The sequence below is a fragment of the Thermostichus sp. MS-CIW-34 genome, assembly GCF_054060435.1.
Map to the genome: position 1 here is coordinate 11,610 of NZ_JBSSDE010000035.1, position 22,745 is coordinate 34,354.

The 22,745-nt window shown below is 58.0% G+C and carries 18 protein-coding genes, 1 rRNA gene and 1 pseudogene; 6 read left to right on the top strand and 14 right to left on the bottom strand.

The genetic code is table 11. The annotated features are described in order from the left end of the window. Positions 1 to 166 precede the first annotated feature (166 nt). The 5 genes from ACVWYY_RS11390 to ACVWYY_RS11410 all read right to left on the bottom strand — a co-directional run bounded on the left by ACVWYY_RS11390 (position 167) and on the right by ACVWYY_RS11410 (position 5,667). Positions 167 to 2,671, bottom strand: coding sequence for a methyl-accepting chemotaxis protein (locus tag ACVWYY_RS11390; RefSeq protein ID WP_457440604.1), 2,505 nt, complete (start codon positions 2,669 to 2,671; stop codon positions 167 to 169). Positions 2,672 to 2,962: 291 nt separating this feature from the next. Then, positions 2,963 to 3,481, bottom strand: coding sequence for a CheW domain-containing protein (locus tag ACVWYY_RS11395; protein WP_457440606.1), 519 nt, complete (start codon positions 3,479 to 3,481; stop codon positions 2,963 to 2,965). Positions 3,482 to 3,596: 115 nt separating this feature from the next. After that, positions 3,597 to 3,962, bottom strand: a complete 366-nt coding sequence (locus ACVWYY_RS11400; RefSeq protein WP_011433531.1) for a response regulator transcription factor — start codon at positions 3,960 to 3,962, stop codon at positions 3,597 to 3,599. Further along, positions 3,959 to 4,336, bottom strand: coding sequence for a response regulator (locus tag ACVWYY_RS11405; protein WP_414328794.1), 378 nt, complete (start codon positions 4,334 to 4,336; stop codon positions 3,959 to 3,961). The genes ACVWYY_RS11400 and ACVWYY_RS11405 overlap by 4 nt, the downstream gene beginning before the upstream one ends. A 188-nt stretch (positions 4,337 to 4,524) precedes the next feature. Then, positions 4,525 to 5,667, bottom strand: a complete 1,143-nt coding sequence (locus ACVWYY_RS11410; protein ID WP_414350115.1) for a response regulator — start codon at positions 5,665 to 5,667, stop codon at positions 4,525 to 4,527. Positions 5,668 to 5,905: 238 nt separating this feature from the next. On the opposite strand from ACVWYY_RS11410, the gene ACVWYY_RS11415 reads away from it, so the two are divergent. Beyond that, positions 5,906 to 6,190, top strand: coding sequence for a YggT family protein (locus ACVWYY_RS11415; protein WP_011433534.1), 285 nt, complete (start codon positions 5,906 to 5,908; stop codon positions 6,188 to 6,190). 22 nt (positions 6,191 to 6,212) lie between these two features. On the opposite strand, the gene ACVWYY_RS11420 is transcribed toward ACVWYY_RS11415, so the two are convergent. From ACVWYY_RS11420 to ACVWYY_RS11430, 3 genes are all read right to left on the bottom strand, one after another. Next, positions 6,213 to 7,331, bottom strand: a complete 1,119-nt coding sequence (locus ACVWYY_RS11420) for an electron transfer flavoprotein subunit alpha/FixB family protein (RefSeq protein WP_457403519.1) — start codon at positions 7,329 to 7,331, stop codon at positions 6,213 to 6,215. 221 nt (positions 7,332 to 7,552) lie between these two features. Beyond that, the gene (locus ACVWYY_RS11425) at positions 7,553 to 8,377 is read right to left on the bottom strand and encodes an electron transfer flavoprotein subunit beta/FixA family protein (RefSeq protein ID WP_414331223.1); all 825 of its coding nucleotides are present in this window, start codon (positions 8,375 to 8,377) and stop codon (positions 7,553 to 7,555) included. Positions 8,378 to 8,798: 421 nt separating this feature from the next. Continuing rightward, positions 8,799 to 9,881 (bottom strand): ABC transporter substrate-binding protein, encoded by a 1,083-nt coding sequence (locus ACVWYY_RS11430; protein WP_457403517.1) that lies wholly within the window; start codon positions 9,879 to 9,881, stop codon positions 8,799 to 8,801. Between the two features lie 320 nt (positions 9,882 to 10,201). Here ACVWYY_RS11430 and argS point away from each other — a divergent pair, with 320 nt between their 5' ends. Next, on the top strand, positions 10,202 to 11,998 hold the full coding sequence (gene argS / locus ACVWYY_RS11435; protein ID WP_457403516.1) for an arginine--tRNA ligase: 1,797 nt from the start codon (positions 10,202 to 10,204) through the stop codon (positions 11,996 to 11,998). Positions 11,999 to 12,281: 283 nt separating this feature from the next. On the opposite strand, the gene ACVWYY_RS11440 is transcribed toward argS, so the two are convergent. Together ACVWYY_RS11440 and ACVWYY_RS11445 are read right to left on the bottom strand one after the other, a co-directional pair. Further along, a complete protein-coding gene (locus ACVWYY_RS11440) occupies positions 12,282 to 12,647 on the bottom strand; it encodes a hypothetical protein (RefSeq protein ID WP_011433539.1) in 366 nt (121 codons plus the stop codon). A gap of 37 nt (positions 12,648 to 12,684) precedes the next feature. Further along, positions 12,685 to 14,400, bottom strand: coding sequence for a hypothetical protein (locus tag ACVWYY_RS11445; RefSeq protein ID WP_457403515.1), 1,716 nt, complete (start codon positions 14,398 to 14,400; stop codon positions 12,685 to 12,687). Between the two features lie 404 nt (positions 14,401 to 14,804). Here ACVWYY_RS11445 and ACVWYY_RS11450 point away from each other — a divergent pair, with 404 nt between their 5' ends. Next, positions 14,805 to 15,833: a LysR substrate-binding domain-containing protein gene (locus ACVWYY_RS11450; RefSeq protein ID WP_457403513.1), complete on the top strand. Its 1,029-nt coding sequence runs from the start codon at positions 14,805 to 14,807 to the stop codon at positions 15,831 to 15,833. Here ACVWYY_RS11450 and ACVWYY_RS11455 read toward each other — a convergent pair. After that, positions 15,715 to 18,129, bottom strand: a complete 2,415-nt coding sequence (locus ACVWYY_RS11455) for a hypothetical protein (protein WP_457403512.1) — start codon at positions 18,127 to 18,129, stop codon at positions 15,715 to 15,717. The two genes, ACVWYY_RS11450 and ACVWYY_RS11455, sit on opposite strands and share 119 nt — an antisense overlap. A 129-nt stretch (positions 18,130 to 18,258) precedes the next feature. Between ACVWYY_RS11455 and ACVWYY_RS11460 the strand changes: the two genes are divergently transcribed. From ACVWYY_RS11460 to ACVWYY_RS11470, 3 genes are all read left to right on the top strand, one after another. Beyond that, positions 18,259 to 19,836, top strand: a complete 1,578-nt coding sequence (locus ACVWYY_RS11460; RefSeq protein ID WP_457403511.1) for a cryptochrome/photolyase family protein — start codon at positions 18,259 to 18,261, stop codon at positions 19,834 to 19,836. A 75-nt stretch (positions 19,837 to 19,911) separates the two neighbouring features. Next, positions 19,912 to 20,454 (top strand): transcriptional regulator NrdR, encoded by a 543-nt coding sequence (nrdR, locus tag ACVWYY_RS11465; RefSeq protein WP_414374563.1) that lies wholly within the window; start codon positions 19,912 to 19,914, stop codon positions 20,452 to 20,454. Between the two features lie 263 nt (positions 20,455 to 20,717). Then, complete coding sequence (locus ACVWYY_RS11470) at positions 20,718 to 21,536, top strand: hypothetical protein (protein ID WP_457403510.1); 819 nt, start codon at positions 20,718 to 20,720, stop codon at positions 21,534 to 21,536. Between the two features lie 211 nt (positions 21,537 to 21,747). Here the strand turns inward: ACVWYY_RS11470 and ACVWYY_RS11475 are convergent, their stop codons facing one another. The 3 genes and pseudogenes from ACVWYY_RS11475 to rrf form a co-directional block, all read right to left on the bottom strand. After that, positions 21,748 to 21,969 carry an amidohydrolase family protein gene (locus ACVWYY_RS11475; protein ID WP_041436618.1) on the bottom strand — a complete coding sequence of 74 codons (222 nt, stop codon included), beginning with the start codon at positions 21,967 to 21,969 and terminating at the stop codon, positions 21,748 to 21,750. 68 nt (positions 21,970 to 22,037) lie between these two features. Continuing rightward, positions 22,038 to 22,511, bottom strand: a pseudogene (locus tag ACVWYY_RS11480) (hypothetical protein); the annotation flags it as partial. Positions 22,512 to 22,627: 116 nt separating this feature from the next. Then, positions 22,628 to 22,744 (bottom strand): 5S ribosomal RNA (gene rrf, locus ACVWYY_RS11485). Position 22,745 lies beyond the last annotated feature (1 nt).

Genomic DNA, 22,745 nt, shown 5'->3' on the forward strand with positions numbered 1-22,745 from the left:
CCACAAGTTTTCATTCAGTAATAACAGACCGGACAGGGTGAGGCTCGCCTGGGCGAAAAGTCCGGCCAACAGTTGCAACAGGGGGATCCCACTGCCATTGAAGAGCGGGGACTTCTCCTTCATGGGGATCCTTGCCCCTAGAATGCCCTCAAAACAGCAAATTTGCTCATTCATCCCCAACCCGGAAGCGACCGACAGAAGTTTGCAACTCGCGGGCGATGCTCACCAACTGTTGGAGCGAAGCTGCCACCTTCTGCGCCTCTTTAGAAGTCTCGTTGGCGGTCAACTCCACCGATTGCATCACCTGCGCCACAGAGCGAGAGGTTTCCGTCTGTTGCACAGTGGCCTGAGAGATCGCCCGCACCAGCTCGTCGATCCGGCGACTGACCTCGATGATCTCGTCCAGGCTGTTCTTGGCCTGCTCTGCCCGCCGCGTCCCCTCGATCACCAGTTGGGTGCCCTCTTCCATGGCCGTCATCACGTTGCTGGTTTCCGATTGAATCTGCAACACAATCTGCTCGATCTCCTTCGAGGCTTTGGCGGCTCGGTCGGCCAGTTGTCGCACTTCGTCGGCCACAATGGCAAAACCCCGTCCCGATTCCCCGGCTCGGGCCGCCTCGATACTGGCGTTCAGGGCAAGCAGGTTGGTGCGAGAGGCAATTTGAGAGATCAAAGCCACGATTTTGGAAATTTCCTGCGAGGATTCCGCCAATCGCTTCACTTTGCGGGTGGTTTCTGCCACGGTTTCGCGGATCTCCAGGATGCCACTCACCGTGCGATCCACAGCTTCTCCGCCTCGAGCGGCTGCTTCTGTGGCCTGGGCGGTCACGTTGGCCGCTTCGCGGGCGTTGCTGGCCACCTGTTGAATGGAGTCCGTCATCTCCTGAATGGAGTTGAGGGAGTTGGAGATCTCCTCCGCCTGGCGCAAAGCATCGGCAGAGAGGCTGCGGGCAAAGTCCTCGTTCTGCAAGGCGGCATCGTTCACGGCGGCAGCAGCCCGCTTCACCTGGCTGACAATGTCTCGCAGACTGCGAATGGTCAGGTTAAAGGAGTCGGCCACAGCCCCTAGCACGTCGGCAGTCACCTCTGCCCGCACGGTCAGGTCTCCACGGGCAGCCCCTTCCACGTCGTCCAGCAGGCGAATCACCTGGCGCTGTAGGTCTTCCTTAGCTTGCCCTTGCTCGGCAGCCCGTTGGCTCAGTTCGGCGAAGTTGGCTTCAAGGGCAGCCGCCATCTGGTTAAAGCTGTCGGCCAAGCGCCCCAGCTCATCGTGGGTGTTGGCTGTGGCTCGTACTGAATAATTCCCCTGGGCCAAGGCGGCAAAGTGGCCGGCCAGCTCTTGGGCGGTGGAGCGAACTTGTTTGGCACTGCTGGCTCCAAGGATAACCCCTGCTCCTGTGCCGATCAGCCCGCCTCCAATCACCCCGGCAATCAAGCGAGCTCCCCCATTGGCCGGGATCCCAAGGCCAATCGCCAAGCCGGCAGCCAAACTCACAGCTCCTTGGATAAGCGCTATGGCCAATTGCCGATCCCCAATCGGTCGGTTGGCGATCCCGGCAGAGGTTCTTGCCCCTTGTTCGCCTGCACTGGGGATGGGGAGTGAGGCCGTGGGCAGACGTTGAGGCTGCAGAACTTGGGCCGCTCCGCTGCCGGTCTCCGCCATTGGGCTCATCCCCCCGGTCGCCCCCTCATCTGGGCGGAAGGCACCCACCGGCTCACCGCCATCCATGCCGGCAAGTTCGCGATCCAGGCTGTCTAGCTCGTCAAGCTCGAAGAGGGCAGAGCCGGGACTGGCAGTATCTTCATCGGGGGCAGGGATCGGCTCACTCATGGGGGCAGCCAATTCGGTCGGCAGGCTTTCTTCCAGGGATCCCCCTTCCTCTTCCTCAAGACCGGGCAGGGAGAAGCCCATCTCATCGGGAAAATCGGCATCGCCGGCCAACTGCGTAATGGAGTCGAAGTTGTCTTCTAGGGCTTCCAGATGCTCTCGATCGAACTCGTTGAGGAAGGCAAAGTCATCTTCGACCACCGGATCGGTTTGAGGCCCGCCCTCTTCCGAGCCTACCCGTCGCGAGGTGGCCGGTGGTGTTACCCGAGAATGGGTCGGCATCGGGTGAGATGAACCCAATGGATCAGCTCCCGGCATTTGCAGGCCGGTCTCCAAGGGATCCCTGAATCTCTCTTCCCCCATGAAATCGCTGCCAAGGCTGTCTGCCTCCAGTGGAAAGGGATTCTGAGCAAAGGGATCCGCCTCCTCTTCCCCCATCTCCTCGAACTGCAAGAAGGGATCGGGAGCAGAGAAAGCCTCTTCCGAAAAGGCATCCGACCCACGGGCAAACTCATCTGGAGGGCGAAACTCGTCCGCTTCTGGGGAATCGGGAAGATCCGCCAGCTCCGGTGCCATTTGCAACAGCTCTTCTAGACCCTTCCGGGCCGACTCCAGCTCATCGGGATCACTGGCTGTTTGTAAAATGATGTTGTAGGTTTGGCGAGCTTCCAACAACTGCCCAGCTTGTTTTTGTGCCAAAGCCAGCAGCAGCTTGACAGCAGTATCTTGCGGTTCAGCAGCGGCCACTTGGTTGAACAACCGCACCGCCCGGACGTAGTCTCCCTGCCAAAAGGCGGCCATCGCATCGGTGTAGTCTCTCTGACTGTTCGCGCTCGGAACCATGGATCCTCCCTTCACTGCTTGCCTACCTCTGTTCACGCGTCAACACAGATGCAAACGGAACGCCCCCAACACCTCAAAACCCCATGGATGCAGGCTATCCCCCCTTTTCCACATTCAGTCAAGCAAGAGTGGGCCTTTCTGCCGCCGTCTCAGGGCTTACCCTCAACAGCCTCGACACGCATCGGTAGGGGATAGATTTGGTCCAACTTTCCCCATTGTGGCTGGAGTTAGCTTGGATCTTTGATAGGAACTATACACTTTCCTCCCGCTGAGCTCCCAGGGGGCCGTCTGTCAACCCCAACGATTGGATCGCAGGATGGCCGACTGATCCAGCAATGGCAAGCGCGATCCCGTTCCGGGCACCACCCATTCCCCTCGCAAAAAAGGAGCCATGGACTCAGGAGCCGTGAGGGCAGGCCGCACCAATTCAGTCTTCAGCCACTCCATGCCTACAATTAAATCCACAGCCAAGCCCATGAGCAAATCCTGTTGATCCATCACGGCCACCACAGGAATCTCGGCTCGGTCGATGTTCAGGGGCGGGCTGATCCCCAAAAATTGCCCCAGGTCTGCAACCCAGATGATCTCGCCCCGCAAATTCAGCGTGCCCAGCAAAACTGGGGCCACATTGGGCATGGGGGTGATTTTCTCTGGGCCAATGCTCACCACCTCCACAACCGATACCGCTGGCAGCGCAAATTCCTCCCCGGTGGCAATCTTGAACTTTAGGAATAGCTCACCTTCGGGAGCCTCCATCTCCCGCAACTCTTGGGTCTCATCCCCCATCAATAAATCCAGATCCCCCAGCATGATGCTCCCCCGCATGGATAGTCTTGTGGACTGTTGATCCCGCCCCCCTCCCTGCTTAAAACGCAGAGTCGTTCTCAGGACCTGCCGAAAGGCGTGGAAGCAGAAGGGGCAGCTCTCAGCCTCTCAGTAATTGCTTGATCGTACCCACCAGTTCCTGGGGCTGGAAAGGCTTGGCAATGTAGGCATCCGCTCCCTGGCGGATCCCCCAGTAGCGGTCAAATTCTTCGCCCTTGGAAGAACACATGACGATGGGCGTTTTTTGGGTGAGAGGGTCGGCCTTGAGAAGACGGCACACCTCATAGCCGTTCATGCGCGGCATGACGATGTCCAGCACGATCAGGTCGGGTTTGTTTTGCTTCACCGCCTCTACGGCCTCCACCCCGTCTTCCACAGTCATCACCTCGAAGCCGTTTTCCTGCAGCAGCTTGCTGATCATCTCCCGCTGGGATTGGCTATCTTCCACCACCAAAACGCGACTCATTTCCGATTCATCTCCCGCAATTGATGTTTGATGGTCGCCAGGAGCTCTTGGGGCTTAAAGGGCTTGGTTACATAGGCATCCGCCTGGTTGCGCCTGGCCCACTCGATATCAAAGGTCTGGTCTTTGGTGGAACACATGACGATGCGAATGTGTTTGGTACTTTCATCCCCCTTCACTTCCCGGCATACCTCGTAGCCGTTCATGCGCGGCATGACAATATCCAGCACCACCACATCAGGCTTCTGCTGGCGAATGCACTCCATTGCCTCTACGCCGTCTGTTGCTGTGGAGACTTCCAAACCGTTCTCGGAAAGCAAGCTGGAAATGGTCTCCAGGTAGGTACGGTTGTCATCCACCACCAGCACTTTGCTCATCGCCGTCTTGCTCCTTTTGCACTCCCGCGCAACCGTCGGGCTGCTTTGACTGAGGTTTGCTCTTGTAACCTCACCCGGCTCCCTGGCTCCGGGCCGGCCATGCTACCCCTATTGTTTCGGTGAGGCCACTCTTCTGTCCAGTACTTCGCCTATAGTCTTCTGTGCCAACATTTTGGCTACCCCAACGCCTATTCGCCACCGCCCCGTTTGGGGGGAGGGCCCACGTAGGATTCGACAATGGTCAACAACTCCTTTTCCGCAAAGGGTTTGCTCAAAAATTCGTTCGCTCCGGCCATGCGGGCCTTAATCCGGTCGGTAAAACCATCCTTGCCGGTCAGCATAATCATGGGGGTTTCGCGGAACTGGCTGGATTTGCGCAACATGGCGCACAGCTCATACCCATCCAACTTGGGCATGGCCACATCGCAGAGAATCATGTCGGGGTTGAGAAGAAACACCTGTCCCAGCGCTTTGAGAGGATTGCCGATGGTGGTAACCTGGTAGCCCTCGTTTTGCAGGATGAACTCTACGGTTTTTTGGATGGCCATGGAGTCGTCGATGCAAAGGATGTGGCTGGGCTTATCGCTGGGTTTGAGGGGACGGCTGGGCTTGGGCTCCGCGATCAAGACGGGCTCGGACAGTTGAATGGCCCCTTGGCGGACGTAGGGATAGATGGCCTTGGCCACCGCCAGGGTGTCTCGACCCAGGTAGCGACCCATCTGGCGAATGCTGGTTTTGCCGTCTGACCACTCGCTCAGGGCTTTGAAGACGGGGGCGGGCAGGTTTTGCTGGAGCGGCAGGGGGTTGACGATGGTGGGAGCTTGGTTGGGAGCTTGGATGTAGGGGTGCAGTTTTTTCCACTCCTGCACTTGGGCTACGATCTCGGTGAGCAGGGGGGTGACGGGGAAGGTGGTCAACTGGGGGGCCAGGGGGGATCCGGCCTCAAAAATGAAGGAACCCTGGTGGAGGCTAAGCAGGTCGAAGAGGACTTCCCGCACCATGCCCAGCAGGATTTGCTTGCCTTGGTTGGGGTTGAGCTTGTGGCTTTCCAGCAAAGACCAGAGGCGGTTGTATTCGGGGGCGTTGACCGCGGCTTTGTGGGGAATTTGAATTTCCTCCAGGGCGGCTTCCAGCTTGAAGCGGTGCAGATAGTCTCTGAGGCGGGCAATGTTCCCTTCCGTTTCAGAGGCGTAGATAATCCGCCCATTCAGGAAGAAGACAAACCAGTAGACAGAGGGGCTGGCCTCTACAAAAAGCTCACCGGTGCGCTGGCCCAGCTCGATGAGCTGAAGGATGCTGCGGATATCGATCTCTTGTAGTTTTCCTTGCATGGGATCCCTGCCTGCAGTCCAGCAAGATACGTCTATTATGACGCTAGTCTTTAACTGTTGCTGCCCCGCCGGTAAGGCCATTTTCGGGAAGAGGGTTAAATTAAAGTTTAAAAAAGTTGGGGTTTGACTTGGGCCGAGCGCCTGCATTCCCCGAGGTATCTCTGGACTCCAGCAGACCCTCCCAATTAGAGCAGAATGGAGAGAACTGCCACCAGTAAACCTGTTCTTTGAGTAACCTATGCTGCCAATTCTCACCTCTTGGGTGCTTGGCCCACTGTTGGCGCTCTACACCCTCCTGTTTGTGCTGCGCATCTTTCTGTCGTGGTATCCGCAACTGGATACTTCTCGGTTGCCCTACTCGTTGGTGGTCGGCCTGACGGAGTTTCTGTTGCGCCCGACCCGCCGCCTGATCCCGCCTCTGGGAGGTGTGGACATGGCCCCTGTGGTTTGGGTGGGCCTGGTTACCCTGTTGCGGGAGGTGTTGCTGGGGCAGCAGGGGCTGCTGACAATGGCCCTGCACTGAGAGCGTTTTTGCCAACCATCTCTCATCGACTCTGCAAAATTGGGATCCGCTCGCCGAGGCTCTGGAAAGGCTGGCCCTCGGCGCCTTCTCGGAGCTCCTCCTGTCTCTGTCGCAGTTGCCGGATCAGCTCCGGCACCACCTGGTAGAGATCCCCGACAATGCCGTAGTGGGCAAATTTGAAGATAGGAGCGGCGCTGTCTTTGTTGATGGCAATGATCGTCTGGGATTTGTCCATGCCCACGCGATGTTGAATGGCCCCAGAAATGCCGCAGGCGATGTAGAGCTGGGGGCGGACGGTCTTGCCGGTTTGGCCCACCTGGTGGGCATAGGGGATCCACCCAGAATCCACGGCCTTGCGGGAGGAGCCGACAGCGCTGTTGGGAAAACAAGCGGCCAACTCCCTCAACAGCTCAAATCCCTCTGGGGATCCCAGCCCGTAGCCGCCGGAAACAATTACCTTGGCGCGGGTGAGATCTACCGCCTGGGACAGGTTGCGCACCGTTTCCACAATCTGCAGGCGCAGATCGCCGGGATCCAAGTTGACCGGCACCGGGATCACGTCCCCCTGGCGGGATCCATCCCAGGGCAGAGGCACCATCACCCCTGGGCGCACCGTAGCCATTTGCGGGTTTTTCCAGGGGCCAAGGATGCGAGCCTTGAGAGATTCGCCGAAGCTGGGCCGGATGGCATAAAGGCAGTCGGGGAAGAGGCCGGACTTGCTGGGATCTTTGCTGTTGGTGTACTCGAAGGGGCCAATGTCCAGCTCGGTGCAGTCAGCGGTCAGGCCGGTCTCCAGGTGGGCGGCCAAGCGGGGGGCCAGATCTCGCCCGGTGGTGGTGGATCCCAGCAGGATGGTGTGGGGTGGTTGGGGCCAGCTTTTGATCAAGTCTGTGATCACCCGGCGGTAGGGCAGGGTGCGGTATTCGGCCAACTCGGGGTGATCGGCGATGAAGACTTGATCTGCCCCGTGGCCGATCAGAATTGGGGGCAAGTGGGCAATGTTGTATCCAAGCACAAGAGCACTCAGGGTGGCTCCCAGCTTATCGGCCAGCCGCCGCCCGGCTCCCAACAACTCTAAGCCAATGGGCTGCAATTCCCCATTCACCTGCTCCGCGAAGACCAATATCCGCTTGCGATCCATAGAACCGTGACTCCTAAGTTGAGATCGGGATTGAATCGGGTCGAGGGCAATCTTGGGTGTTGCAATTGCGACGAGGTCAGCAGAGTCTTTCTGAGTTAACTTTTCACTGCCCAAAACCGGGAGCTTTCGCCGGCTAGCCACCCTGGGATCGATAGATGAGACGATGAGGATTGAAAGGTGATGGAGATAAGAATTGGCCAGAGGGATGCAAGGCAGAAGATCTAGGAAGTTGCCGCGTAGCGGAAGAGGTCAACGGCCTGAGTTAGTTGGTTGACCAGTTGGGGTACGGACTGCCCTTGAAAGATCTGACAGTTGCCACCAATTTCCCCCACTTTTTCGGTGGCAGCCACGATGGTTGGGGATCCCTTGAGACCGCAGCGCTCCGGGTCTGCCCCCACATCGTCCAAGTTGAGGATCTGGATCGCCTCGGCCCGTGCCGCCTCATCCCGCATCAGCCGCTGCACCCGCTGCACACCCCGTAGGGTGGGGTAGGCCAAACGCCGAGCGGAATTGGCCACCGTGATCAAAACCGGCAGGGGCACCATCACGATCTGGGATCCCCCTTCAATGGCCCGCCGCGCCACCAGGATCCCATCCCGAATCTCGAAGGCTTCGCAATAGGTGACCTGAGGGATCCCCAACCGCTCCGCCAACTGCGGCCCCACCTGGGCCGTATCGCCGTCGGTGGTCTGGAGCCCGCAGAAGATCACATCGGGCCGGCCAGCATAGCGAACCGTCTGGGCCAGAGTATAGGCAGTGGCTAGGGTATCGGAAGCGGCCAAGCGGCGGTCGGTCATCAAAATACCCCGATCCACCCCGTGGGCAATGGCCTCGTAGAGCACCTCAATGGCCGGGGGTGGCCCCATTGTAATTGCCGTTACTCTCGCCCCGTGTTGCCGTTTGGTTTGCAGAGCTGCTTCCAGTGCATAGCGATCAAAAGGGTTTAACATCCGCTTGGCCTTGGCGCGATCGATCGTGCCGTCACTGTTGATGCCGGCCTTGGCGTTTTGATCGGGAACTTGCTTAATCAGAACAAAAGTTTCCAAGGGCCTAAACTCCCTAGTGATCCCCTCCAGGTTAAAAGGGATCCCTGGGCGCCACACACTTATTCAGCTTTTTTTCGGGATCGGAAAAGCCACCCCGGCATTAAACCCTCATAAGCTGCCTTTCCCAGCACATTGGTTTCCCAAGTTTAAGTAACCTTAAACAAAGTTTGAGATATTTCCTCACTGCTCTGGGTCGCTTGCGGTTCTCCCCTCAAGAGAAATTTGGGCTCCCTCCTGTGAACAGGACAAGCTTTGGGAATATCTCGCTTGGATGACAGAGCCAATCGCGACAGCGGGCCGTAGGCCTTTGAGCTACGTCTCTCACCGGTCATCGAGAAAAGTTGACCAGCTGGCAGGAAGGGCTAGCTGTCTGCAAAAGTCAACAGACAGAGGCCTCAAAGTTGGTACCGGATCATCCAGATCAGCCGATCATCCGCTCGGATTTTGGGGGAAGCAGGCTGTTGTCAAACACTTTCTTCAAAGGGGGCTTGCTAGACAAGCCAAAGCCATCCACCACCTGAGCAATTGAGGTTTCCATACGCGCGGGCACCACATCCCCCAAGCCAATTTCTCGCACCTCATCGGTAACAAACAGGCGCGGCATGGCCAGGGCGAGGCGCAATTTCTCAGTTGCCATATCCAGCACCTGCCCCTCGGCTTTGGCTTTGTCCAGAAGGGCCAACATGTTGCCATCGGTGTCGCGGATGGTGTCTTGCCAACCCTTAACATACGCCCGCAAAAAAGCTTTGAGCTGCTCCGGTTTTTCCTGCAGCAATTGCACACGAGTGATGAGCGCATTGCCGTACAGCTCAAGGCCATAGTCGTTGTAAAGGAAAGCCGTGATGTCCTCCAAGCTGACGCCGCCCCGCACCAGATTGGGCATGGCCGAGGTCATAAAGCCGCTGATGGCATCCACCCGACCTTGGATGAGGAAAGGTTCGCGCAACTGCGGCTCCATAGTTACCCACTCCACCGAGCCCGGATCGATGCCGACTTGCTTGGCAAAGACCGGCCAGAGCCGACGCGGCGCATCCCCTGCCGGTGCTCCTAGCTTCTTGCCCGCCAGTTGGGCCGGCTCCCCAATGCCCTTATCTTTCAAGGTGTAGATGCCAAAGGGAGAGCGATTGAAGTGGACATAAATCGCTACCAAGGGCACGTCCGGATTTTTGGCATTGAACTCGATCATGGAGTAGGGATCCCCTTCCCCCAGGTCGTACTGGCCAGCGGCAATCTTGGTGATGGAATCGGCGGAGCCATAGCCGCGCTCGTAGGTGACCTCCAGCCCCTCTTCGGCGAAGTAGCCCTTCAAGATCGCCGTTACAAGGGGGGTATCCATCGAAGAGGGCAACCAAGAGAGGGTAAACTTCAGGGGCGTCAGTCCCTGGGAAACCAGAAGCGGCCCGCGGCTCTGAGCCCTCGCCTTTAGCCCTCCAACGGCAACCCAAGAGGCAGCCGCAGCAGCAGATTGAAGGAATTGACGACGCGACGATTTCGGGATGGACATACTAGTAAACTCCACAGCAGCTGTCTCAGCAGAAATCCGCAAGCGGGAAGGCGAGCATTACCGCCAAACAACTTAGCAAAGCAGAGTTAAACTTTTGTATTCGGTGATACTTTGTACCCAAAAGCTTGGCCTAAAGCTCTGTCCCGTCAATTTGTCAGAGCCATCTTCGCAAAGCAGGCGAGCAAAAGCAAAGTTTGGCTGGAGGAGCATCTATTCTTTTGTCAGATTTTGTCAGAGCCGGTTGGCTGTCGATATGATGATGCTTTTACTGCCCCAGGCATCCCTGGAACCTCTCTCGACGTCTGCCGACACGAACAGCCATGGCCACTCAACCCGTATCCACCTCGCTGATTCGGTTTCTCACCGCCGCCGTAGCCGAGAGCATTCGACGGGCCTCAGAGGCGGGGCAACTGGGATCCCTGGCTCCCCCACAAGCCGCAGCCATTGCCCCCGTGATCCAGATCCCCAGCGACCCTCGCTACGGCGATTACGCCTGTCCCACCCCCCTGGGCATGGCCAAGCTCTGCCGCCTAGCACCGGCCCAGATCGCCCAAACCCTGCAAAAACACTTGGATCTGCCGGACATTGAAACTCAGGTGGCGGGAGGAGGGTATCTCAACTTCCGGCTGGGGGATCCCTTTTTGGCCAAGCGCTTGCAAGAGCTGCTGCATCTGGGAGAAAACTTCGGCAAAACAGCCATTCCCCATCCTGAGCGCATTCTGCTGGAGTTTGTCTCCGCCAACCCGACGGGGCCTTTGCACGTCGGCCATGGGCGCTGGGCTGCCGTTGGCTCTACGTTGGCCAACTTGCTGCACTGGACGGGCCACCAGGTGGAGCGGGAGTTTTACATCAACGATGCCGGCAACCAGATGCGGCTCTTGGGCCAGTCTCTGGAGGTGCGGGTGCGGCAACTGCAGGGGGAAGACATCGCTTTGCCGGAAGATGCCTATCACGGCACCTACTTGATCGAGATGGCCCAACGTCTCTTGGAGCAGGTGAAAGCCGGGATCCGCCCTCTGCCCACCACCCTAGAGGAGTACACCGATTTTGCCTATGGGGAAATGCTGGCCTGGCAAAAGCAGACCCTGCAACAACTACGCACCGAGTTTGATCACTGGTTTAGCGAGCGCCGCCTGCACACCCCCGATCCCCAGACAGGCCTGAGCGCCATCCAGCAAGCTTTGCAGGAGCTGCAAGAGCGCGGCTTTCTCTACAAAGCCAAAGCGCCGCGGGGTGAGGATCCCAAGCCAGGGGCCGAAGAGGCCGTCTATTTCAAAACCCAAGAATTTGGCGACGACAAGGATCGGGTGGTGCAAAAGGCCGATGGTTCGTTCACTTATCTAGCCGCCGATATTGCCTACCACCGGGATAAAGTGCAGCGGGGATATCACCGGCTGATCAACATTCTTGGCTCGGATCACCATGGCTATATCGGCCGCTTAAAGGCGGCGGTGGGTGCCTTCAGCCCAGATGTCAAGCTGGAAATCTTGATTGGACAATTTGTCAAATTGTTCAAAACCGACCCGCAAACCGGTGAGAAAACCGAAGTGCGCATGTCCAAGCGCACCGGCAACTTTGTCTCACTCAATGACCTGATCGAAGATCCAGAAATTGGCGTGGGGGTCGATGCAGCCCGCTGGTTTTTGCTTAGCAGCAGCATGGACAGCCCCATCAACTTCGATTTGGATTTGGCCGTCAAGCAAACTTTCGATAACCCGGTCGTGTATGTTCACTACAGCCATGCCCGCTGTTGCACTCTGCTGCGGCGGCTACAGGAAGAAGAAAAGGTTGAACTGACCAACAAAGTCCCTTTGACGGAGCAACAAAAACTGCCCTACAAAGAGCCAGAAGAGCGGGCCCTGCTGCTGCGCTTGTTGGCCTTGCCGGATGAGCTGATCGCCGCTGCCGAAGAGCGCGCTCCCCACAAGATCATCCGCTATGCAGAAGCCATCGCCGCCGATTTCAACAAGTTTTACGACAACTGCCGTATTTTGCCGCTCTTGAAAGAGGATCCCCTTTTGGCCCAAGCCCGCATCCAATTGGTGCAGGCCACGCAGCAGGTTTTGTTTAACGTCCTCACCGGCATTCTCGGCCTGAGCGCGCCGGAGTCTATGTGATTTACGAAGGAGTGCCGTAAGGCCCCCAGCTCACGCTCTGGGCGGAAGCCAGCTATAGCGGTCGCGAGTAGGTCAATTGCAATAAACCGTTCCACAACGCATAGTCATTTATCTCACCGTCAAGGTGAAACAAACGACCGGTTGCTTCCTGCTAAGGCCTCTGGCCCGCTAGCGCGATCAGTTGAAATAGATGGTAATAAAAACCACGACTGCTATCAGCCCCTTTGATTCCGGTAACGCCGATCCCCGTCTCGATGAGGGAGAGGAGATAGGGCTCAAGCGCCTAAGTTTCGACTCTGTGGGCGCGCAAGAGCAAGTTGGTTCCCAAGTCCTCTTGGGCTGCCCAAAAGGCGCAAATCCACCACGAAACCTCGTCTTGGCGATAAATGCCACAGGTGAAAGGATAAGGTTGCAAAATATTCGCCATCTGCGCTAAGGCCGGAACTTCCGCCATGTAGTCGGCCCACACTTGGGGATCCAAGGCTTCGTAGGTGAAATCGGAAGGAAAGAATGTGCAACTGGATTCCAGGCTGGGCCGGTTGGTCAGCAACAATTGAGCAGGATCTGAGGATTCACAGCCCAAGCGATCCCCGATCTGAAAGGTCAGTTGAAACAGGCGGTTAATCAGATCAAATTGCTCAGGGCTCATAAGTTCAGAATTCCTAACTTTCAGATTGGGATGGGCGTTAGAGTTGACAGGTGCGACGGCTGCGCTCCAGCTCCGGCTCGATCCAGGAGAGGGCGAAGTGACTCACACAGGGCAACTGCGGGAAGCGGCGGGCCAGCTCTGCTGTTTGGGTTTCCAGGCTGGGGCGTTGCCGCTGGGCTTGTCCCCATAGACCGGCAATGGCCGGGCAGACAAAGGTTTGGGGAGAGGCCACAGCCAGGACCTGCTCCACCTGCTGCGCCACACAGGAGCTATCCTCGCACTTGGCATAGGCCATTGGGTGCCATTCCATACCCGGATCAAAGCGGTCCCAGGGTTGCAGACGAGCGTCAAACCCTTCTCCTACTGCTTGGTTGCCTTCTGGGAAGAAGACAGCCCCCACCGGGATCCCCAGCCTCTGGGCGGGTTGGGCGGCCTGCTGTAGATAATCGAGAACGCCGTAGCGGGCAAACTCGACGCTCAGCTGCCAAAGCTGCTGCTGCCAACGTTCTTGGCGAACGGCGGCGCTGGGGGTGGGGGAAGGGGCAGGAGTTGGTGCTGCTGCCTCAGAACTGGAATCCGCCGGTTTCTCCAGACTCTCTGGTAAATCTTTTGCAGAGGAAAGCTGATCCCCCTGCCAATTCCTGCTGGCCATGTCTTGGGCAGCCCAGTCCAGTAACTCTGGGGAAAGCGCCCATTTCTCGGTCGGGCTGGGCCAGGGATCCCCTGGCTGCCGCCACCTGGGCTCTTCGGCATAGGTGGCATCCAGATGGAGAACATCTGCCACTGCAATGTAGCCCTGGCTTAGGTAGCGCTCCAGCAATGCCCGACCCGCCGGGTTTTCTGCCAAATCGAGGTAGGCTTTCCGAGCGGCCTCTCCATGAATCCACAAGTCTCGGACGGTGGCTGCCACGCTGGATCCCCCTGAGCCACGCGGATAGCGAATGTAGTCGAAAAGGATCCCATCTGGCTGTCGCTGTAGAATGCGGCGGACCAACTCGGCAAAATCCCGCCGTGCCAGGGGATGAAAGGGATCCACAAATACCTCGCCAGGACTGCCCAGGTCTTCCGAAAGGGCTGTAGCGGGATCCAAGACGGTGGTGATGCCGCGACCGTTGCGGGCCAGGGCCACCTGTCGATCGGGCCGTTGTCCGTAGCTGTAACCGAAATTGAGGGAAAACACCCAAGCATAAGCAGACAAACCGCGGCGTCGCGCCGCCTTCAGAGCCAGATCCAACAAGTCGGCGTTGGGCTGTAAGCTGGGCCAGATCCCCCCTGCGCCATCCGGCAAAATAGAGCGGCCATCGTAAAAGGTCTCGATAAAGACGCGGTTGTAGCCCAGGTTTACCACTTGGTCGAACACCTGATCCAACACGCCCGGATTGGCATCACAGGGATGCAGACGTACCCAGATGGCCTGGATCTGGGGCCAGCGTTGGCTGCGGCAGGCAATCAAGGCGGCACGATGCTCGTCCAAAATCTGCGCGTATTCGGCCCAGGCGACATCTGACCGGTTGGCCTGTTGGCGCAGTTGAGACTTGCGGGCCACTTCCGCAGGCGGTTGCTGACAGAAGGCATTGAGCAGGGATCCCGCCGGTTCCTGGCTGCCCTGAAGCCGAGAACCAGAGCCCGGGAAAAGAAAACGGCCCGGCCCCAGAAATTGGGCATGGGCTGCGATCCCCCATCCCAGCAATATCAGTGCGCCCAGCACACCCGCAAGCCAGCGGATCCCTTGGTTTTTCGGCAGTCTCAGCACCCTCAACCTCCACCGAGAATGGCCCCGATCGTACTCTTCTCCTGCCCAGAGAGCGGCTATTGGAAAAAAACAGCCGCCTGTGCCCAGACCGGCGCAATCCCTTGGCCAATCCCTATAGTTATTTCAATCTAGATTGAGACACCTTCTCAGCGCTCTGCGCCGCTTCTACAGCCACCTCTAATCCCTCTCCATCGGGGAGAGGGGAGTTGGGGAGTAGTGCAACAGAAATGTTTCATTCCTGTTTAGAATGACTAGACCTCCGATCCCAGTGGCAGGGGTTTGCTCTTCGGTTTTGCCCCTTTCGCCACTGTGACCGTTAGCCAGGTTCTCCTAGGGATCTCGCCAAAAGGCATAGATTAGCGCTTATGATTTAGTAGTAAACCTTTAGCTTTTCTTGATTGTCCATGAAGGCCATTACCCTGCATCAACTGCAAATCTTCGAGGTTGCCGCCCGCCACCTGAGCTTTACCCGCGCTGCCGAAGAGCTCTACCTGACCCAACCCACGATTTCCATGCAGATCAAGCAATTGAGCAAAGCTGTAGGGTTGCCGCTGTTTGAACAGGTGGGCAAGCGGCTGTATCTCACCGAAGCGGGGCGAGCTTTACACCAAACCTGCGAGAAGATTTTTGAACAATTGAATCAATTCGAGATGACCCTTGCCGACCTGAAGGGGTTAAAGCAGGGACGGCTGAGCATTGGAGTGGTCACCACTGCCAAATACTTTATTCCCCGTCTTCTGGGGCCATTTTGTCAGCAGTATCCCGGCATCGACGTAGCTCTCAAGGTGATCAACCGCCAGCAGGTTTTGGAGCGGATGAGCAACAACATGGACGATCTCTACGTGATGGGGATGCCGCCAGAAGATCTGGACGTGGTGGCGCAACCTTTTCTGGAAAATCCCTTGGTGGTGATGGCCCCCATTCATCATCCGCTGGTGGGCCAAAAGGGGATCCCTCTGGCGCGGATTGCCCAAGAACCTTTTTTAGCCCGTGAACCCGGCTCCGGCACCCGCATGGCTGTAGAGCGGCTTTTTGAGAAGCATAACCTAAAGCTCAACATTCGCATGGAGATAGGCAGCAGCGAAGCTATCCGCCAAGGCATTGTGGGTGGATTGGGCATTTCGGTTTTGTCTCAGCATGTGTTGGCCTTGGGGGGGTGGCAGCATCATCTGGCTATTTTGGATGTGGAAGAGTTTCCCATTCGGGGGTTCTGGCATTTGGTCTATTTGCGCTCTAAACGTCTTTCGGTGGTGGCCAAAGCTTTTGCCGACTTTCTTCTTTCCCAGGTTTCTCAAATGGAGCTGGACTTTGTGGCTAAAGAGCAGCACAAATCCAATTCAAATCCCAATCCTGAACTGTTTTCTGGCAAAGAGGCTGAAGCACAGCCGAGAGCTCTTGTCGCAACCCCCGGATCCCCTCAAAGTCGTGAGTGAACAATACTCGCAAAAACCCCAGGTAAGCCCGCGCCCACTCGTCTTCCGGATCCAGCTCGACGATCTGTTGAAAATGCAACTGAGCTGCTTCTGGTTGTAACAGCGCCGCCAACATCAAGCCCAGTTGGTAGTGGCTTTGGATTTGCTGGCTCGGTTGGCCTTGGGCAGCAGCCTGTTGCCATTCCCTCTCCAGCAATTGCCGAGCCAAGACGCGATCTGGATCTGTTAAAAAAGTCGGGTATTGCAGGGTTGTCCAGGCATTGAGATAAAGGGAGAGGGCCTGCAGATCCCCAGCGGCAGCAGCTCTGGCCGCCTCGCGGAGAGGAAACAAGGGATCCGTTACAAGGGGGGATCCCTCCTTCGGGAAGCTCGACAGGGATCCTCTCCAGGATTGGTGTAGGGAATGGCGGATCCCTTTGGGCGACTGCCATTCCAGGTGGAGAAGGCCACCTCTTGGGAAGTCGGTTGTGGGCAGCGTCAAGATCTCTTCCACCAGCCAGCCGCCTGTTGAGTTGAGCTGCAGGCGATTCTGCCCCAGCACCCAGGCCCGCTTCTCCAAAACCCGTCCTTGCCCATCTTCCAGCCGCGCCCAAACCAGCGTCTGGGCCAAGTTCTGAGCTGGGCCTTGCCAGCGCAACTTCCAGGCCGGGATCCCCAGCTCCAACAGCGTCTCAACCTCCACCAGCTCCACCTCCCCAGCTTCCAGAGGCCACTTCTGCACCGTCACTCTTGGCATGCGAGGGAAGTAGGTGTGCAGCCGACCCACCGTAGGCAACTCCACCGCCGGATCTTGTCGCCAGTCTGGGCTGCTGCGCAGGTGCTGCCGGATCTGCTCCTTAGTCGGGCCATAAGGGCCAATAATTCCCTGTTCCCCTTCGGCATCCACAAACCCATCCAGCAAGGATAGCTCCAGCTCCGGCCAGGGGGTTTGCCCAGCAGCGCGGAATGTAACCGGCCAGCGCTGAAGAGCCGCCAAGTAGGTGAGGGTTTCGGAAGAGATCAGCTCTGTGTTGGGGAGAACCCCCAGCGTGGTGGTCAAACCTGGCTGGATCAAGGATTGGATCCACTGGGTCAGCTCCTGCGTGGGGTGCTTCCCCTGCCAGCGCATCTGGATCCCCGTCCACAGAGGGGCCACCCCTGGGGTGAGGGGCCGACCCAAATTGGCCAAGGCCAAGCAGCCCAGAACTAGCCCTGCACAGACTCCCCTTTGCAAAGCCCACGCACCCCAGCGTTCCTCCAACCACCGGCAAGCCTTTTGGATCCCGCCTGCTGATAACACGGCCAAGAGGGGCAGCAAAGGTAGGGTGAAGCGCACATCTTTGATGTCCACCAGGGTGTAGAGAAGGTAGCCCGAACCGTAGGTGGCCCACAAGACTGCCTCTCGCCTGTCCAGGGATCCCCACAACGTCAGCAGCGGCAACCCACACAAAAAAGGGCTCATCTGCAGGGGCAAAAGGCGCAAGTAGGCAGTCCACCAGCACAGGGATCCCGCTGGGCAAGTGATGTAGTAGTGGGCAGTCTCGGCGTAAGCCCAGCCATTGCTGAGCACAAACAGCCAATTGGCCCCATACCAGGGCCAGCACAAAAGCAGCATCACACCCATCCCCAAGGCCAAGTGGGCCAGCCGCGCCGGCCAAGGGATCCCTTTCCACCACCCCACCGCTTTCCCAGAGCGCCAGAGGGCCTGACCTGCAACTCCCACCAAAGGCAGCAGCAAAAACAGCACCCCTGTCCACTTGGTGAGCAGCACCGCCGCCACCCCCGCCCCCACCCCCACCGCCCCCCACCAGGAAGGCTTCTCCCCATAGGCCCACAGCGCCCAAAACGCCAGCGTCACCGCCACCACCAGCGGCAACTCCAACATGTACACGTGGGCCAAAGCCGTGATCCCCGGATAGAGGAGCACCAACGCCGCCGCCAGCCAGCCCACTTCCCAGGAGCGATAGACCCGCTGTCCCAGCCGCTGCGTTGCCAGAACCAGCACCCCCAGCAACCCCAAGTTGAGCAACTGCCCGTCCGCCCGGCTGAACGGATGTAGAACTGCCAAGGGGATCCCCAGCCAATAGGCCAAAGGGGGGTAGCGCTGGTTCAAATGCAAAAACTGCTGCCCCCACAGCCCATCCCAGCGAAACCGCTGCAGGTGAAGCCCAAACGCCTGCGCCTGCAACAAATGCTGCGCCTCATCCCAGGCTGGCGGCAAGGGATCCGTCCAATTCCAGATCACCAGCAGCAGCAGGGCCACCATCCCCAGCCCGGCCCACCACCGCAGGCAAGGGATCCCTGTCTGCCGCATCATCCTCTCTCCTCAGCTGTCCCGCCGAGATTCAGCAAACATTTGGGTGCCACCTGGCCTTGCCCCCCAGAGCTAAACTCAACCTGTGTCATTCTCAGCGCTCCTCCCATAGACCGAGAGCTTCAGCATCCCATGATCGCTCCATCTGCCGGCCCAGAAGGGGTTTGGATCCTTGCGGATCAACTCCACCCACAGCAATCCGCCCTCGCTTCCCTCTCGACCCTATCCCCAGACCGAGTTCCCGTCATTCTCATCGAATCTCACCGGTGGGCCAGCTCCCGCAACCACCATCAGCAGAAATTGGTGCTGGTCTGGTCGGCCATGCGTCACTTTGCCCAAGAACTGCAACAGCGGGGCTACCCGGTCACCTACGTGGAAGCCGACAGCTATGCCGAGCCCCTGCAAACCTGGGCCAAGCAACATCAACTGCAGCAGATCCGCCTCATGCAGCCAGCTGATATTCCCATCCGGGAGGAGGTGGAAAATCTGAGATCCACCCTCCCCTGCCCCCTCTTGGTTGTGGAAAACAACCACTTCCTCTGGAGTACTCGTCAATTTATCGACTGGGCCTCAGGTCGCAAGCGCCTGCTCCTGGAAGACTTTTACCGCGAAGGGCGCAAACGCTTTCGCATTCTCATGGACGGCCCCAAGCCCCTGGGGGGGCGCTGGAACTACGACCGGGAGAACCGCCATCCTCCCAAACCGGGAATGCGCTATCCTCGGCCCCTCACCTTTTCCCCCGATGCCATTACCCAGGCTGTCATCGCAAAAGTTAGGCAACACTACGGCCATCACTTCGGATCCTTAGAAGGATTTGGCTGGGCCGTCACCCGCGCCCAAGCCCTGCAAGTGCTTGATCATTTCATTCACGAGCGCCTGCCCCACTTCGGCCCCTGGCAAGACGCCATGCAAGCCGGGGAAGACTTCCTTTTCCACTCGCTGCTTTCTCCCTACCTCAACTTGGGCCTGCTCACCCCCCACGAAGTCATCGCTGCCGTCGAACAAGCCTACCATCGCGGCGGGATCCCCCTGTCCTCCGCCGAAGGCTTCATCCGACAAATCCTGGGCTGGCGAGAGTACATGCGCGGCTTCTACGAATACCAAATGCCCAACGGCTATGCCCAGAAGAACTTTTTTGACCACCGCCGACCCCTGCCCCACTTCTTCTGGACCGGCGACACCGACATGGCCTGTCTGCAGCACACCCTGGATCAGATTCGCCGTCATGGTTATGCCCACCACATCCAGCGGCTAATGGTGCTCAGCAATTTCGCCCTCATCAGTGGCATTCAGCCCCAGGCAGTAGAAGCGTGGTTTCAGGATGTGTTTATCGACAGCTACGACTGGGTGATGCAGCCCAACGTCATCGGCATGGGCCTTTTTGCCGATGGGGGCATGCTCTCCACCAAACCCTATGCCGCCTCCGCTCAGTACATCCGCAAAATGAGTGACTACTGCCGCCATTGCCGCTACAATCCCAGCGAAAAGGTTGGCAAACAAGCCTGCCCCATCAATACGTTGTATTGGGACTTCCTGTTGCGTCAGCGATCCCTCTTAGCCCCCTTGGGCAGAATGAAATGGGTATTGATCCATTTGGATCGCATGGAACCGGAGCTGAAGGCCCAGATCCAGGCGCAAGCCGCTGCTTGGTGGGATCCCTTGCAATCTGCACTCGACGAACAGAGTCCATCTCATTTGCAATCTGTCTAAGCACCAGAAGATTAAGCATCCGGTAAAATTGAGGCACCCTCCTACCCACCTGTCGCTTTGTAAGGACTGCAAGCCATGAAATGTCCCCGCTGCAGCAAACAAGAAATCCGAGTTTTGGAATCTCGTTCGGCAGAAGGTGGCCAGAGTGTGCGGCGGCGGCGAGAATGCATGTCCTGTGGCTACCGCTTCACCACCTATGAGCGCATCGAGTTCATGCCCATCATGGTCATTAAACGGGATGGATCCCGCGAAAGTTTCAACCGCAACAAGATCCTGCAAGGGGTGATGCGTGCCTGCCAAAAAACCCCCGTCACCGTCAGACAGATGGAAGAGCTGGTCAATGAGATCGAAGAAAAACTGCAATTGGAAGATGCCCAAGAGGTAACCAGCCTGCGCATCGGCGAGATGGTGCTGGAGCGCCTGCAACACCTAAGTGAGGTGGCCTACGTGCGCTTTGCCTCCGTTTATCGCCAGTTTCAGGGTATAAAAGACTTTGTCAATGAGCTGGAACAGTTGGAACCACCTCTGCGACGGGATCTGGAGCGGCTGCTGCGGGACTCCTCTGCCTCAGATTCCGAATCTTCAGGCTCCCCGGACTTGGTGGGGGAGTATTCGTGACGTGGGAACGACAGCGCAAGCCGGCCCTCCCTGGAAGCAGCGGGGAAATGACGCTTGTGGGCGGGAAAAATTGCTGTGAAGAGATCGCCCATTCCAAAGGCTTAGCGGTATGCTTGGGGTAGCAATCGCGGCTTACACTAAAGCTAGAGCTGCACGCCTTTAGATTGCCGGTGTTCAGCACTATCCTTGGAGATCCCTGATATCTTGGATCCCTCTGTGTCAAGCTGTTCCAGCCCCCCGTCCTTCCGAGTCGATCCCAATTTATGCAATACGATTTTCGGGGTTCTAACCCCTCTGGCGCTCGCAACAGCAACGGTAACCCCGGTGGTTTGCCCCGCAGTGGCTTTCGCTCCCCTGCCGCAATGGAGACGGGGCCAGGGGTGGTGCCAATTCAGGTGTATCAACAAGTGGCCGAAGAGTTGGAGTCTGCCCGTCAGCAGGTAAGCCTGCTCTCCTCCGAAAACCAGCGCCTGCGTGCTCTGCATCAGCAGTTGTCCGGAGAGATCGCTGCCATCACCCAAGAGTTCCAGGGGCAATTGGGCCACACCCTGAAGCGCCTGCAGCAAATCAGCCTACGGCTTGCTGACGCAAATGGCCAGGCTGCCCAAGTTGCTGCAGCTTCTGAAGCCTCTTTCCAACAGAACAGCCCGACTGCCAATCCCGGCCAACCGGAAGCCCCTCCCAGCTACGATTTTTTGAATCGCCTCAAGCGCCGACAGGCCCGCAACGAGACCCCCTCCTTCTCATCCAACGGCTTTGTCCCGTCCTCCTTTGATTCCCTTCGCCACCCTTCCACCCACACCTCTGCCGAGCCCTACCCCCGCACTGGCTACCAGGTTCCTTCCCTGGACGAGTTGATGCAGGATATGAGCGGCCCGGATCCCTATCTCGGTGAAGCAGACTCCTCGGCCTATTCCGCCGGCATTTATCAGCGGGTACGGGAGCAACATCACGGATCCCAGGGCTCTGCCGTACTTTGGATGGCCGCTGCAGTCGTCTTAGTCATTGGATCGTTTGGGTTGGGATTTGTAGCCGTACAGCCGTTTTTGCGCAACAACCCACCGCCCGTGCAAGCACCCTGAGAGCTATTCACAGGATGCTCCAAAAGCCCGCTGGCGGGGTTAGGATGCCCCCAATGCGCTCCGCACCACTGACGAATGACCAGGGGTTATATCTGTGATCCAGGCTGTCGCTGCTCCTCTGACGCCTAACACATTCTTCGAGCATATGCCCGGACGAGGGCCGCTTTGAGCTGTGCAATAGAGTCACGGTCAAAATGCAGCCCACAGGTTCTCACAAGCAGGTGGCGAGCTTTTTGGCATAGCGGTTAGCGGTGCCCACGCGCAAATCCAGCAAGATCAAATCCGCTTTTTTGCCCACCTCCAAGCTGCCGATTTCCCCTTCCAGACCCAGACAGGCGGCACTGCCTTGTGTAGCCATCCACAAAGCCTGTTGCGCCGGCAGAGCAGCTCCATCCCCCGATCCCAACCGCTGCAGAAACACCGCCAACCGCATCTCCTCGATTCGATTTCTTCAGCCCCCACATGCACACAGTGGGCGGCCAAGGTCTGAGCACTCAGGGATCCCCAGCGTTTCAAACACTGCACCGGGGTCAATCCATAGCGAGCCTGTAGAGTTTCCACTCCCCGGCGAGTTTCCGCCAAGTGGGTGTGCAGCCCCACTCCATACCTTTGGGCTAGAGCGGATCCCTGGACAAAACTCTCAGGATGGCCAGAATAAGGAGCATGGAACCTGACCCAGATGTAAATTTGCCCCTCCCCGCGTCCATGCCAAACCTGGATCAAAGCCTCCGTGTCCGCCAGGGATCCTCCCACTCCCCTCGGTTCGTCGATCACCTGTGGGCTGAGGATCCCTCGTAACCCCGACTGCAAGCTCACTGCTGCTGCTAGATGTCGATAGATGCCAAGAGTAACTACGGATAGGGATCGTGAAGTTGGATTACATCCCCCCCTCTCCCATGCCGTACACGAAGACCGCTCTGGTAGAACGAGCCAACTGGTGTAGAGCAGGTAACATGGCAAGCTAATGGTCGACAAAACTGTTACCTCACTAGCTTGCCTTCACCCAATGGTGTCAGCTTTCAGGTAGAGAGGCTTGACGGAAGCCAACCCCCCTATTGATTGGGTTCCTCTTGATTGGGTTAGGGTGGTGGGCCTGGCACCGAGCTAGGTTGCCAGCAGGTCGCCCTGCCAGTAGGTTCGCCGCTGATGCGTTTCACGTCCGAGTTCGGGATGGGTCGGCGTGGTTCCACATCGCCATAGGCACCAGGA